This is a genomic window from Candidatus Contendobacter odensis Run_B_J11, from assembly GCF_000531125.1.
Taxonomy (GTDB): domain Bacteria; phylum Pseudomonadota; class Gammaproteobacteria; order Competibacterales; family Competibacteraceae; genus Contendibacter; species Contendibacter odensensis.
This window is the reverse complement of the sequence record NZ_CBTK010000248.1, coordinates 23907-37046: the sequence shown is the minus strand read 5'-3', so window position 1 is coordinate 37046 and position 13140 is coordinate 23907. Positions and strand designations below refer to the sequence as shown.

The window sequence follows — 13140 nt, the reverse complement described above, 5'->3', positions numbered from 1 at the left end:
GTAGACGCCTATGATTCTTTATAACCCAAGCCACGCACGACCACCGCCCGCTCAGATTCCAACTGTTTAATTTCCAGATTCAGTTCCACCCGTCGCCCCATTTGTTTCTCTTTCGCCGCCTGAACGCGCAACGCCGCTAATTTACATTGAAGCCGGGCATGATTTCCTAATCCCTCCCGCAACGCCTGCGAATGCTCGGCACCATCAGGGAGGACGAACTGTCCGGTGATCCGCGCCGCCTCCAGCGCCACCGCTCGATCCAGCCAGCCCTGATAGAGCGTCCACAAATCGCCACAGGGCAGTCCTGAGAGCGCCAAGCTATCCAGGAACGCCGTTTCTTCCTTCGTGGGCGCATCCGGGCGAAACGATGCCGTTCGGCGCAAGTCTTCAATGACCACCTTGCCCGTTTCACCCTGCGAACCGCGCAGATGCGCCAATGACAGGCTGACCGTTTCCCCGTGTCCCGTCACCAGCACCAGCGGATAGGGAATCGCCCGATGGATCAACTCCACCAGTCGCGCCGTCTTCGCTGCCGGACGCAACACCACGGTCAACACCGCGATTTCCAGATACTCCCGCACCTCGTCTCGAAACGCTGGAACTCCTACCCCACTTGGCTTGAGCGCCGCGATCCAGAACAACTCATCAATGCCCTCCTGAATCTGGCGTTTATCGGCAGTCGTCGGCGCGCCCTGTTCCAACAACAATTTCTTCGGCACTCGCTGATCAACGCGGGCATTGACCGGCAATGCCAAGGCATCAATGACCGGAGCAAACCTCACGCGCCTGCGGCCTCCGGCAACACCACCAGAAAGGCGACCACCTCAAAGTCATTGATTCCCGCAAACTCGCCTTTCAGCGCATGAGTCCCGCCCGCACTGAACAGGCTGGCTACCGCCCGTTCTTCTTTCTTGCCGACGATAGAAGCAATGGCCTTGGCGAGAAGGTCTTGCACCGCCCGCATCTCCTGACCGTCGCGGGTGGCTTTATCGAAGCGGGCGCAGGCCCCAGCATCGGGCAGATCGCGGCCCATACCGAGTTTCTTCAAACAGTCGAGCGCCTGCTTGGCTTGGGTGAAGGATAGCAACACCGTACCCTCTTCACTGAGATGCACCAGATAATGCGGAGCGAGCGGATAGCCCGGTTCACCGCTTTTAAGCGCCACATCCCCCACGGCACGCAGACAGAAGACCACCCCCGGTGGAATTGCAGCATCACCATTACCGGACGGGGTGGTGACGGCAAACGTGCCTAACGGCAGGGTATCCAGTTGGCCGGGATGTTCCCGGAGAAAGCCCGCCAAGTCCATCCGAAAGTCATTCAAGGTCAAATCCGCAATCGAAACGCCGCTACTCAGGTCTTCCAAATCAATCACGGCATCCTGGAGCTTGAGTAATTGCTGGCGGCGGTATTCCAGATCATTCATCGGATCGCCGGATTTCTGTTCAATCAGATTCTCTTCACCGGTGGCGGAAATATCCAGCAACACCATTCGCCCACTGACCCGCTGTTCGAGGTTAATATATTCCTCCAACTCCAGATTAGGCCAGAAGTTAATCAATTGAATTTGGGCATTCGGCGAACCAATGCGATCAATTCGCCCAAACCGCTGAATAATCCGTACTGGATTCCAGTGAATATCATAGTTAGTCAGCGCATCGCAATCCTGCAAATTCTGGCCTTCGCTAATGCAATCCGTAGCAATGAGTAAATCCAATTCCCCTTCATCCGCGCACTCAACCGGGCGTTCCTTGGATTGCGGTGAAAAGGCAGTCAGGATACTGGCAAGGTCTTTACGCAAGTTGGGTAATGTAGTCTGGTTGCGGCCAGCCCCGGTGACCAGCGCGGTGTGTAATCCCAGTTGTTGCAATGCCCACGGATTCAACTGCTGATAAAGATACTGAGCCGTATCCGCAAATGCAGTGAAGATAATCATTTTACGATTGCCGGGGTTAATCGGCTGGTGACACTTACGCTCAATGACTTCTCGCAACTCGGCAAGTTTGGCATCACGGGCCGGATCAATATCCTTCGCCGCTGACAGCAGCGTCGCCAGCCGGTTGTGATCTTCCAGTAAATCCTGCCGCCAACGAACCCGGTCTACATCCTGAAGCAATACTTTAACCTTACGCCCCACCCATAAGCTTTCGAATGCAGGGTCTTCCGCATCCACTTCTTCAATATCGATCTCCTCCACTGCTTCCGCGTGGGTCTCAATCTTGGCAATCGTCGCATCTACATCAGCGAGTTGACGTTGAAGGGTCAATACAAAAGAAACCACTGAACTCTCCATTCGTTTCAGCAGATTCACTCGCAATAGATGGATCAGGCTTTCCTCACGATCCACCTGTCGAAAAATGGATTCACCGCCACGAATCCGAGTGCTGTATTTCTCATCATAAGCGCGTTGTTTATTCGGCAACACATAGCGCAATGGCGCATAGGCTGCGAGATTCAGACGGCGAATCTCATTGTTAATCGTGCGGATGGAGGGAAACTCTTCAGCCAGGTCTACATTTGACTTGATATTGATCGGCTTGAGGCGTTCCGGGAAGCGTCCAGTTTCGTGAATCCCATAATACTTTTCGATGTGTTTGCGCGAACGGGCGATAGTCAGCAAATCAAGCAGCTTGAAATAATCGAAGCCCAGCATATCCATCAATCGGGTGGGACGGCGTTGAACATCCTCCAAAGCGAGCCAGCGGTTAAACTGAAGCTGCGCTTGGCGAACGGTGGCTTCAATACTGGGTATGCCGTGCGCCGCCAGCGCCAGATCATTGCCTTCTGTGACAAAGGAAATCTGATTCTTGAGGTCAGCCAAACGATTATTGACCGGCGTAGCGGAGAGCATCAAAACACGAGTCTTGACTCCATCCTGAATAATTCGCCGCATCAACCGGTCATAGCGAGTTTCATGATCCTTATGCGTTGCTTTATTACGAAAGTTATGCGACTCATCGATCACCACCAGATCGTAGTTGCCCCAATGAATATGCGAGAGATCAATATCGCCGGACAAGCCATTATCACGAGATAAATCCGTATGATTGAGTACATCATAATGAAAACGGTCGGCGGCGAGGATATTGCGCCGGTCATTGGCTTTATAAATCGTCCAATTATCCCGCAAGCGCTTCGGGACTAAGACCAGCACTCGATCATTACGCAATTCGTAATACTTGATAATTGCCAGCGCCTCAAAAGTCTTACCGAGACCCACGCTATCGGCAATGATGCAGCCGCCGAGCCGCTCCAGCTTATCAATCGCGCCGATCACACCATCGCGCTGGAACTTAAACAGCTTCTTCCAAACTGTCGTTGTGCGAATACCGGTCGCAGATTTAACAATTTGCTCTTCATCCAATGAATCTCCCAAGTCCTTGAACAGGTGATAGAGAATGAGGAAATAGATCAATGATGGTGCATGGTGCGCGGTTAGTTCCTGAAGTCTCGACAGCAGAATCCGCTTCGGTTCGGGAGAGCTGGGCAGGCTGTGCCAAAGGTCGTTGAACCACCCACCCAGCAGGACACACTCTTCGTTGCTCTCCGCTGCCTGGATCAGACTGAATGGATGGGCCGGAGTGATTCCCAACCCCTCGGTAGTCAATGGACAATGCCCGGTAATCACCCGGTTCAAGATCGCCTTCGCATCGCTAACCATCAGGGCTGCCTGCGGAATGATGCCCGGAGCGTTCTTGACCTCCACTCGTGCCTCAAGCCAAGCGGCACACTGCCGGGCCAACCCACGAACCTGTAGTTGATTCCGGTAGAGACGATCCGTATCGGCACCGAGTAACGCCAGATCGTTCGTCGCAACGTCAGGAATGACCAAGCGGCATTTCGCCAACTGAGCCAGCCGCTCCTGAAGTTCGCCAAAAGCGAAGAGCGAAAATTTCGGTGTGGCTATGTCCAAAGTCCCCTGCGGGGTTAAGCATCGCCGTAGTTCATCAACGACTCGGTCGCTGCCACTGTTCCTGATGAGCTTCATCGAGTACCCATACTTTGTTAATTTTTATGGGGATATTGCTTAATTACTATAGCGCATTTGAGACCAATTTCTTTAGAGGTGTGGCTCCAGGAGGGGTCCAAATCGGGAGCAAAAACCGCTAAGTTAATTCACTGAAAAGACAACTTATAATATATAATCAACAAGTTAAAGATATTCATTCCAATTCAAGAGTCTCAACAAATGGTTGCCACAAGGAGCGTGTCAGTACCAAGCCACATTATTTCGACAAAAAGGACGAATCATGGGCGGAATCGGTAGCGGCTGGTATGAACATCAGCGCACGAAGGGGACGGTGACGAGCGACCGGGCGTTGGATATCCGATACTGGCAACGCGAAGGCGTGATGAAGCCTGGGCTGTGCTTCGAGGTGCGGTGGGGACAGCAAGACGCATTGACCCTCGGTGTTGCGGTACGGGTCGAAGAACAGCAGGTGGTGCTGACTTACCGTCATTCACGAAGCGATGGCTCCCTGACGCGGGTGGAATACCCCAAACCAAGCGCGTTCAGCGGCGCGATGAAATCCTGAAGGATGCCCGCGCCATCGCGGTGATCGTCGCCGTAGCGAATCCAGCCGCCTTTCCGCGCCGCATCGTCGAGCGCGATGGTCTGCCGGTCATAGGGCGGATTGCCCAGACAGACCAGCACCGCCGTATCCGCCTTCACTTTTTGCGCCCGTCGATGCTCCTCGCCCAGCACCCTGTAGGCCAACGGCAAATGGCCGGGCGGCGCGGCGTTGGGCGGCTCCAGCGTGTTGCTGCAATTGACCTTGAACGGGACGGCGGGGGATTTGTGTGCGAATGAACCGATTGTCGATGAATTGCTCACCGATAGTTATTCTGCACGGGCACGAGCGGAAACGGAATTGGCCAGCGCCGGGCCTGGATTTCAGGTGACGGTGGAAACGATGCTGGGGGGAAGTGCTTCAGTCCCGCTGATTCGACCGGGCTATCTGTGCAGTTTCGCCGGGATTCGGGGATTGGTGCGGTCGTGCAGTGTCAGTGCCAATCGCAGCGGTGATGGTCTTGCAGTACGGCAATCCCTTACTTTAGAAAGGAGAATCGGGCCATGGCTGTGAACTTGTGGCGACGTTGGAAGGATTTGCAGTCGGCTGATCCGATTCTGGTGGCCGACGTGGTGGCCCTAGACAGCGGACGGGTGTTAGTGGAGTTTCCGGGCGGATCAACGACGTGGATACTAGGAACGAGGACTATCGGAGGAAGGGTGTTCGTACAGGGCGGTAAGGTTCAAGGCGATGCGCCGTCCTTGGCGCTGGTGGTCGATACTGTTTAATCTATCTACCACACCGTGAAGGTTGTCTACTTATTTTTAGTCTAACTGTTCTAAACCAAATATCCTAACCACTTCACGATTGTTATTCATCATGCAGATGTATGATTTGTATCCTGTGTATCCGCCATAAGCATTCTTTGCATTGATAACGGCATACACATTTATTTCTTCACTATTCTTTTTTAGTACAGAAATATCTTTCATCTTGGCGGATTCTTCATCCCTCATTTTTGACTTGATTTGAGATAAACACGAATCAATAAAGGGTTTTGCAACCGATTCGTTGGTAATCAATTCCCCGCCCTGTGCAGACAGAGAAAGGGTCAGTAATGCAAGTACAGTGATTTGTTTCATGATGATTCCTTAAAACCCGTTTTGGATAGGGTGGTCACGAAAACGCTTTCGTGACCTGACGGTAAATGCCAATAAAATCAACATATATACCCTATGTTCACGAAACAGATTTCGGGAACATCGGCAATAAGCATGGGCCTGATGCCACGTCGTTTCCGTAACATCATTATTCTTGACGTTGTCACGGTAAACCTGGGACTCCGCTTCACGCAGTGCTTCCATTGGTGATGCGCCTAGGGAGAGAAAATAGGCTTCCGATTGCGCGACAAGCTGCGCGTATTTGCGATTGATTTCATTGAGTGTCATCTTTATTTATCCTCTTCAGGTCCATCCTTGGTCGCCCCACTGCCCGTTTCTCGGTGCCGTGCTGTTTAAGAGCGATTCGCAGAGTCCGGGACTGATGAAGCATCGCCGGAGTGCCTATCAATACCGCCCGAAGGCGGATTCACGGGTAACGTCTTGCCCTTTCGGGGGGCTGGTTGAGTCGCGCCGCCCAACAGTGCAGCGCCAATCAACGCTAGGCGTCATCATGGAGGATGACGATTCAGCGTTGAAGCCGGGGACTCAACTGGAGGATCAGGGTCAGCCTAATCGGTTATTCTAGGATCAAGCCCGCAGCATTGATTCTGTTAATTGTTCTCGAACCCCGTTGTCCGTTTGAAATCCTCCGCAATTTTTCCCGGATACCCCGATGTCACAACCCATGCAATACGCCACCGTCCCCTGGACGCCCAACAGTTGGCGACAACGACCAGCGGCGCAACTGCCGGTTTACGACGACCTGCCGGCGCTGGCTGAAGTAGAGGAACGGCTGGGCACCTCGCCGCCGCTGGTGTTCGCTGGCGAAATCCGCACCCTGCGCCAACAACTGGCCGAAGTCGCCGCCGGGCGGGCGTTCCTGCTGCAAGGCGGCGATTGCGCCGAGAGTTTTGCTGAGTTCCGCGACCACACCATCACCGACACCTTTCGGGTGCTGTTGCAAATGGCGGTGATTCTGACCTTTGCCGCCGCCTGTCCGGTGGTCAAGGTCGGACGGATGGCCGGCCAGTTCGCCAAGCCGCGCAGCGCGCCGATGGAAACCCGCGACGGGGTGGAACTGCCGAGCTATCGGGGCGACATCGTTAACGATCTCGATTTCACCCCGGAGGCCCGCCACCCCGATCCGCGTCGGCAACTGCGCGCCTATGCGCAATCGGCGGCGACGCTGAATTTGCTGCGGGCGCTGGCGCAAGGCGGCTTCGCTGATCTGCATCGGGTGCAGCAATGGAATCTGGACTTTTTGCAAGCCAGCCCGCAGAGCGCCCGCTATCACGATCTCGCCAATCGCATCAGCGAAACCCTGGGATTCATGCGCGCCTGTGGGCTGGATGCGGTGACCGATCCGCAAGTGCGGCAGGTGCAGTTCTACACCTCGCACGAGGCGCTGCTGCTGGGCTACGAGCAGGCGTTGACCCGGCGCGATCCAGCGACTGGCGACTGGTGCGACGGTTCGGCGCATTTGCTGTGGATCGGCGAGCGCACCCGGCAACTGAACGGCGCCCATGTCGAATTCCTGCGCGGCGTCGCCAATCCCATCGGCCTCAAGTTGGGGCCGACCGCCGACCCGGATACGGTGCTGCGCCTGCTGGACGCGCTGAACCCGGATGACCAGCCGGGCCGCTTGACCCTAATCAGCCGGATGGGCGCGGACAAAATTGAAGTCGCGCTGCCGCCGCTGATTCGGGCGGTGCAGCGGGAAGGCCGCCATGTGGTGTGGTCGTGCGATCCGATGCACGGCAACACCCAGGAAGCCAGCACCGGTTATAAAACCCGCCCCTTCACCCGCATTCTCGACGAGGTGCGGCGCTTCTTCGTCATCCATCGCGCCGAGGGCAGCATCCCCGGCGGAATGCACTTTGAACTGACCGGACAGGATGTCACCGAATGTCTGGGCGGCGCGCAGGCGATCACCGAACAGGGCTTGGCCGACCGCTATCACACCCGTTGCGATCCACGGCTGAACGCTTCACAAAGCCTGGAGCTGGCGTTTTTGATCGCCGAAACTTTGAAGGATTATCGGCAGGCAATGTTGGAGGATCGCCATGATGGATGAAGCGTCGCGTCTGTTGCTGGTGATGCAGACCCGCGACGCCAGCGCCGGACGCTGTGGCCGCAAGCTGCGCGAGCGTGGTTATGCGCTGGAAGTGTGCTGTCCGCTGGCCGGCGAGCCGTTGCCGGCGGCAATGGACGGCTACGCTGGGGCGGTGGTATTCGGCGGGCCGATGAGCGCCAACGACGACGCCAAACTGCCGGGACTCCGGGCGCAACTGGACTGGATTCCCCAGGCGCTGGACTCCGGGCGACCCTTTTTGGGAATTTGTCTGGGCGCGCAACTGCTGGCGCGGGCTTTGGGCGCGACAGTCCAGCCGCATCCGGCGGGGCTGGCGGAAATTGGTTATTTCGCGGTGCAACCGACCGAGGCTGGCCAAACCGTGTTTGAGAAACCGTTGCAGGTTTATCACTGGCACCGCGAAGGCTTTGCCTTGCCGGCGGGCGCAGAACTGCTGGCGACCGGCGCGAATTTTCCCCATCAAGCCTATCGTTACGGCGCGAATGCTTTCGGCTTGCAATTCCACCCGGAAGTGGATCAGGCCATTCTGGAAAACTGGCTGCTGGAAGGTGCGAAGGAATTGACCGCGCCCGGCGCGCAATCCGCCGCTGAACAGCGCGTGCGCCATGCCAATCATGATGCGGCGCTGGATCGCTGGTTCGATGGCTTTTTGGAACAGTGGATTTAGCTCCACAGCGCCCGGATACCGAAATAGGCGATGTCCTTGCAGCGACGGATAGCATCCTTGAGCAGCGAGGACTGGGGGTGGGTGCAAAACGTCATGCTCAGGATGACTCGCAGCTCATCCTCCTCCAGCCGGGTCACCTGGTGATAGACCCGCGCGCCCTCGAATGCGATGAGGGTATTGGGCGGGGTGGGGATGGCGACTTCCCGACCGTCCTGCTGGATCACCAGTTGCGCCGAGGACAGCCGGTTCGCATGAAGATGGCGGTTGACCAGCGGCAGCAATACGGTGAAATGGCGACCGTTATAAAAGTTGTAGTCGTAATGCCAGCCGATATGATCGCGGGGCCGGTCGTAGAACAGCAGTGAACAGGAACTCTGGTCATTGATCGGAGTGGGAACCACCGCTTCGCCGATGATCGCGGAACACAGTCGGCGCAGGTCATCCGACTGATAGAACGCGACGATCTCCGGGGCCGTCTGATGCAAGTCCTCATACGCAATCGTGCCACCCTGCTTGTGAGTCGGAAAATAGCTGCGCTCGGTGCGGCGATGACGCAACGCGGCTTCGCGCAACAGGGTGAAAGCGGTCTCCGGCAGCGGTTCCGGCATTACCGCAATGCGCCGGCTGAAGTCGGGCAGCGCATCTGGCGCTGGTTCGGACAGACGCAGCGCGGCACCATAGCGAGCGATGAAGTCGCGCTGGCGCATTTGCAGTTGGCGGTATTGGCGCTGCTTGCGCAGCTTGAGGCCGGTAAAAGCCAGCGCGCCAGCGGCGGGAATCAGCAGAATCTCCTGAAACATGAAGCGACCCGGTAGCAATGGAAGTGAAAGAGATACTCCGACTGGATAGCAGTCAGGGTTGATGCTCTCAGCCTAACCGGGTGTTGTTAAAAATGGATGAAGGGGCTAGAAACATAAGCAACCGGAATCCGTTGCGGCAAGAGGAAGCACGATGCAACGCCGGTGATTACTCCATCGCCGGTGGCAGGCGCGGTTACAGGTTGGGTAACAGCTATCATCGTTGGGAAGCCATTGAGTACACTTCGCCACTTTAGCAAATGCCCGAAAGCCGTAATTCCCAAAGACCGCCTGGATTTCACGATGCCGCATTCCGATACTCCCACCCTCGAAGCCTTCATCGGTAACACCCCGCTGGTGCGCCTGCAACGCCTGCCGGGCCACACCTCAAACCAGATTCTCGGCAAGCTGGAGGGCAATAATCCCGCCGGTTCGGTTAAGGATCGTCCTGCGCTGAGCATGATTCAGCAGGCGGAAGCAAGCGGAACCATCCAGCCCGGCGATGTACTGATCGAAGCGACCAGCGGCAACACCGGTATCGCTTTGGCAATGATCGCAGCGATAAAAGGCTACCGGATGGTGCTGATCATGCCGGAGAACCAGACGGCTGAACGCCGCGCCGCGATGCAGGCTTACGGTGCGGAACTGGTGTTGGTCAGCAAGGAGGAAGGTATGGAAGGCGCTCGCGATTTGGCGGCGCGGATGGAGCAGGAAGGGCGCGGTCGGGTGTTGGATCAGTTCGCCAATCCCGATAATCCGTTGGCACATTATGCAACCACTGGCCCGGAAATCTGGCGCGACACCCGCAGCAGCGTCACCCACTTCGTCAGCGCCATGGGCACTACCGGCACCATCATGGGCGTGTCGCGCTATCTCAAGGAACAAAATCCAGCCGTGCAAATTATCGGAGTGCAGCCGACCGAAGGTTCCTGCATTGCCGGGATTCGGCGCTGGCCGCTGGAGTATTTGCCTCGCATCTACGAACCGGCACGGGTAGACCGGATCATGGATGTGACTCAGGCCGAAGCCGAAACCATCACCCGCCGGCTGGCTCGCGAGGAAGGCATCTGTTGCGGCGTTTCAGCCGGGGGTGCGGCAGCGGCGGCGTTACGTTTGTCGCAGGAAGTTGAGAACGCGGTGATCGTCACCATCATCTGCGACCGGGGCGACCGTTATTTATCCACCGGGCTGTTTGCGGATTGAGCATGAGCGAAACCACCAAACCCTCCAGTTCGGCGCTGCCCGGCACCGTATTCGTATTCGACATTGAAACCGTGCCCGATATCACCGGGGGACGCCACTTGTTGGGGCTGGAAAATCTGGCCGATACCGAGGTTGCCGAAGCCCTGTTTTTCAAGCGCCGCCAGGAAAATGGCGGCGAACTGCTGCGGGCGCATTTGCAACGCATCGTCGCAATTTCGGTGGTGATGCGAACGGTGGATCGGCTCAAAGTGTGGTCGCTAGGCGGGCCGGAAGCACCGGAAGAAGAATTGATCCGCCGTTTTTTCGCCGGAATCGAGGAATATCGCCCGACCCTGGTGTCGTGGAACGGCGGCGGTTTCGACCTGCCGGTATTGCACTATCGCGCCCTGCTGCACGGGGTCAGCGCGCCGCGCTATTGGGATACCGGCGATCAGGATCAGAGTTCGCGCTGGAATAATTATCTGAGCCGGTTCCACTGGCGGCATCTGGATTTGATGGATGTGTTGTCCGCCTGGCAACCACGGATGGTTGCACCGCTGGCCGAAATCGCGGTGCTGCTGGGATTTCCCGGCAAACTGGGCATGGATGGTTCCAAGGTTTGGGCGGCCTTTCAGGCTGGCGATATTGCCGGCATCCGTCATTACTGCGAGACCGACGTGTTGAATACCTATCTGATTTATTTACGGTTTGAGCTGATTCGTGGCCGATTGAGCGCCGACGGTTATCAGCGTGAAGGCCAGCGCCTGCGCGAGCTGTTGACTACCGACAGCGCCACGAAACCGCACTTTGGCGAATTTCTGGCGGCATGGCGCCCAACAACAGGGGAAGACAACTAATGGGCAAGGCCCAGGCGAAAAGACAAAAACTGTTGGCAGAACCGCCTTTTACTGTCCGCATCGAGGATTTGAGCCACGAAGGGCGTGGTGTGGGACGGCGGGAGGGTAAAGCGGTGTTCGTCGAGGGCGCGTTGCCGGGTGAGGAGGTGCGCTGCGTCTATACCGCTCGCCGGGGTCGCCACGACGAGGCCCGCACTATTGAAGTATTGCAAGCTGCACCGGAACGGGTTGAACCGCGCTGCGCTCATTTCGAGATTTGCGGTGGCTGCGCCCTGCAACATCTGGATCCGACCGCCCAACTGGCGCTGAAGCAACGCGGGTTGCTGGACAGCCTGACCCACATTGGCAAAGTGCAACCGGAGCGGGTATTGGAACCGATGACCGGGCCGTTGTGGAGTTATCGGCGCCGGGCACGGCTGGGGGTGAAATGGGTGGCGAAAAAGGGTCGGGTGCTGGTGGGCTTCCGCGAGCGCCACAGCGCATTTTTAGCCGATTTACACCGCTGCGAGGTGCTGGATGAGCGCGTCGGCGGCTTGCTGGAAGCACTGGCGCAATTGATCGAAGCGCTGTCCATCCGCGACCGCATCCCGCAGATTGAAGTCGCTGGCGGCGACGAAGTAATGGGTTTGAATTTCCGGGTGCTGGCGCCGCCCAGCGCGACCGATTTGGTGCAATTGCAGGCATTCGGTGATCGGCATGGTCTGGCTCTCTATCTGCAATCGGGCGGACCGGACAGCGTTCGGCCACTGAGAGCGGAACCGCTGGAGCTGAGCTACCGCTTGCCGGACTTCGACCTGAATCTGGAATTTCAACCCTGGCATTTCATTCAGATTAACGCCGTGATCAATCGGCAACTGGTCGAACGCGCCGGTCAGTTACTGGAAATTGGGCCGGAGGATCGGGTGCTGGATTTATTCTGCGGGCTGGGCAATTTCACTCTAGCCTTGGCGCGGCGGGCGCGGGAAGTGGTCGGCGTGGAAGGCGATGCCAGCCTGGTGGAGTGGGCCAAGCGCAATGCCGCCCGCAACGGTATCGCCAATGCCGCTTTTTACGCTGCCGATTTGACCGGCGATTTGTCGGCGCAATCGTGGACAGCGGGCGGTTACGACCAGGTTCTGCTCGACCCGCCGCGCTCCGGCGCCTTGGAACTGATGCCGCAAATCGCCGCCTGGGGGGTGCAGCGGGTAGGGTACGTTTCCTGCCATCCTGCAACCTTGGCCCGTGATGTGGGCGAACTGGTGCATCGTTTCGGCTACCGGCTGCTCGGTGCCGGCGTACTGGATATGTTTCCGCATACCGCGCACGTTGAGTCGGTAGCAGTGCTGCAACGTCAGCGGTAAGCGATGCGGAAAAAAGAGGACAGCTATAGCAATTCCAGACCGGTTGTGGAGGTGGCACGGGCTTCCTGCCTGTGATACCAATTCTCAGTAGGTTTTCGCATTCAGGGTTCCCGTTTCCGTCATTCCCGCGAATGCGGGAATCCAGTAAGCCGCTGAAAAACTCGATACCCGCTTTCGCGGGTATGACGAACTGAGCGGCGGGTTGAGGATCGTATCGGCGATGCTCGACTACGGGAGCGCGTCATTCAGGCCGTGTTGGCACGAGGAGAAAATCCGCAGATCCCTTGCATGGCTCAAGGCCGATTGCCGACGCAATAACGCCCTTCAGTGTGATAACCGGTCGGGCAAGGTCCCTCTTTGGAAACAGCGGTCGGCGGATCGGCGCGATTGCCGACGCAATAACGCCCTTCAGTGTGATAACCAGTCGGACAAGCGCCCTCCTTGGGCAAAACCGGGGCGGCGGCAATCGCCGGGGCTGAAATAATGAGCGTCAGCAGCAAAACAGGCAGGACTCGATCAAGGTGTGCATTCAAG

13 protein-coding genes are annotated in these 13140 nt (G+C 57.2%); 6 read left to right on the top strand and 7 right to left on the bottom strand.

Annotated features, from left to right (window positions below):
• Window positions 1-8: 8 nt before the first annotated feature.
• The 3 genes from BN874_RS13860 to BN874_RS13850 form a co-directional block, all read right to left on the bottom strand.
• Window positions 9-782 (bottom strand): DUF4391 domain-containing protein, encoded by a 774-nt coding sequence (locus BN874_RS13860; RefSeq protein WP_034434511.1) that lies wholly within the window; start codon window positions 780-782, stop codon window positions 9-11.
• Window positions 779-3988, bottom strand: a complete 3210-nt coding sequence (locus BN874_RS13855; protein WP_034434509.1) for a helicase-related protein — start codon at window positions 3986-3988, stop codon at window positions 779-781. Before BN874_RS13855 ends, BN874_RS13860 begins: the two co-directional genes overlap by 4 nt.
• A gap of 468 nt (window positions 3989-4456) precedes the next feature.
• Window positions 4457-4834, bottom strand: a complete 378-nt coding sequence (locus BN874_RS13850; protein ID WP_034434507.1) for a hypothetical protein — start codon at window positions 4832-4834, stop codon at window positions 4457-4459.
• A gap of 240 nt (window positions 4835-5074) precedes the next feature.
• Here BN874_RS13850 and BN874_RS13845 point away from each other — a divergent pair, with 240 nt between their 5' ends.
• Window positions 5075-5299, top strand: a complete 225-nt coding sequence (locus BN874_RS13845; protein ID WP_034434505.1) for a hypothetical protein — start codon at window positions 5075-5077, stop codon at window positions 5297-5299.
• Window positions 5300-5335: 36 nt separating this feature from the next.
• On the opposite strand, the gene BN874_RS13840 is transcribed toward BN874_RS13845, so the two are convergent.
• Together BN874_RS13840 and BN874_RS13835 are read right to left on the bottom strand one after the other, a co-directional pair.
• Entirely contained in the window at window positions 5336-5653 is a 318-nt protein-coding gene (locus tag BN874_RS13840; RefSeq protein WP_034434503.1) for a hypothetical protein, read from the bottom strand.
• 9 nt (window positions 5654-5662) lie between these two features.
• A complete protein-coding gene (locus BN874_RS13835; protein WP_034434502.1) occupies window positions 5663-5959 on the bottom strand; it encodes a hypothetical protein in 297 nt (98 codons plus the stop codon).
• Window positions 5960-6344: 385 nt separating this feature from the next.
• On the opposite strand from BN874_RS13835, the gene BN874_RS13830 reads away from it, so the two are divergent.
• On the top strand, window positions 6345-7745 hold the full coding sequence (locus BN874_RS13830) for a class II 3-deoxy-7-phosphoheptulonate synthase (protein ID WP_230314444.1): 1401 nt from the start codon (window positions 6345-6347) through the stop codon (window positions 7743-7745).
• The gene (locus BN874_RS13825) at window positions 7735-8430 is read left to right on the top strand and encodes a glutamine amidotransferase-related protein (RefSeq protein ID WP_034434500.1); all 696 of its coding nucleotides are present in this window, start codon (window positions 7735-7737) and stop codon (window positions 8428-8430) included. Before BN874_RS13830 ends, BN874_RS13825 begins: the two co-directional genes overlap by 11 nt.
• Here the strand turns inward: BN874_RS13825 and BN874_RS13820 are convergent.
• Window positions 8427-9230, bottom strand: coding sequence for a HalD/BesD family halogenase (locus tag BN874_RS13820; protein WP_034434495.1), 804 nt, complete (start codon window positions 9228-9230; stop codon window positions 8427-8429). The genes BN874_RS13825 and BN874_RS13820 overlap by 4 nt on opposite strands.
• 300 nt (window positions 9231-9530) lie before the next feature.
• On the opposite strand from BN874_RS13820, the gene cysM reads away from it, so the two are divergent.
• The 3 genes from cysM to rlmD are packed head-to-tail and all read left to right on the top strand — an operon-like array spanning window position 9531 to window position 12606.
• Window positions 9531-10430 carry a cysteine synthase CysM gene (cysM, locus tag BN874_RS13815; protein ID WP_034434493.1) on the top strand — a complete coding sequence of 300 codons (900 nt, stop codon included), beginning with the start codon at window positions 9531-9533 and terminating at the stop codon, window positions 10428-10430.
• Between the two features lie 2 nt (window positions 10431-10432).
• Window positions 10433-11266, top strand: a complete 834-nt coding sequence (locus BN874_RS13810) for a 3'-5' exonuclease (protein WP_051497852.1) — start codon at window positions 10433-10435, stop codon at window positions 11264-11266.
• Window positions 11266-12606 (top strand): 23S rRNA (uracil(1939)-C(5))-methyltransferase RlmD, encoded by a 1341-nt coding sequence (gene rlmD, locus BN874_RS13805; RefSeq protein WP_034434492.1) that lies wholly within the window; start codon window positions 11266-11268, stop codon window positions 12604-12606. Before BN874_RS13810 ends, rlmD begins: the two co-directional genes overlap by 1 nt.
• Window positions 12607-12899: 293 nt before the next feature.
• Here the strand turns inward: rlmD and BN874_RS13800 are convergent, their stop codons facing one another.
• Entirely contained in the window at window positions 12900-13139 is a 240-nt protein-coding gene (locus BN874_RS13800; RefSeq protein WP_051497851.1) for a hypothetical protein, read from the bottom strand.
• Between the last annotated feature and the right edge of the window lies 1 nt (window position 13140).

What these genes read in the sequence shown, in the direction of transcription:
- BN874_RS13855 (WP_034434509.1), bottom strand. Translation starts at nt 3,988, where the DNA reads ATGAAGCTCATCAGGAACAGTGGCAGCGACCGAGTCGTTGATGAACTA.
- BN874_RS13845 (WP_034434505.1), top strand. Translation starts at nt 5,075, where the DNA reads ATGGCTGTGAACTTGTGGCGACGTTGGAAGGATTTGCAGTCGGCTGAT.
- BN874_RS13840 (WP_034434503.1), bottom strand. Translation starts at nt 5,653, where the DNA reads ATGAAACAAATCACTGTACTTGCATTACTGACCCTTTCTCTGTCTGCA.
- BN874_RS13835 (WP_034434502.1), bottom strand. Translation starts at nt 5,959, where the DNA reads ATGACACTCAATGAAATCAATCGCAAATACGCGCAGCTTGTCGCGCAA.
- BN874_RS13830 (WP_230314444.1), top strand. Translation starts at nt 6,345, where the DNA reads ATGTCACAACCCATGCAATACGCCACCGTCCCCTGGACGCCCAACAGT.
- BN874_RS13825 (WP_034434500.1), top strand. Translation starts at nt 7,735, where the DNA reads ATGATGGATGAAGCGTCGCGTCTGTTGCTGGTGATGCAGACCCGCGAC.
- BN874_RS13820 (WP_034434495.1), bottom strand. Translation starts at nt 9,230, where the DNA reads ATGTTTCAGGAGATTCTGCTGATTCCCGCCGCTGGCGCGCTGGCTTTT.
- cysM (WP_034434493.1), top strand. Translation starts at nt 9,531, where the DNA reads ATGCCGCATTCCGATACTCCCACCCTCGAAGCCTTCATCGGTAACACC.
- BN874_RS13810 (WP_051497852.1), top strand. Translation starts at nt 10,433, where the DNA reads ATGAGCGAAACCACCAAACCCTCCAGTTCGGCGCTGCCCGGCACCGTA.
- rlmD (WP_034434492.1), top strand. Translation starts at nt 11,266, where the DNA reads ATGGGCAAGGCCCAGGCGAAAAGACAAAAACTGTTGGCAGAACCGCCT.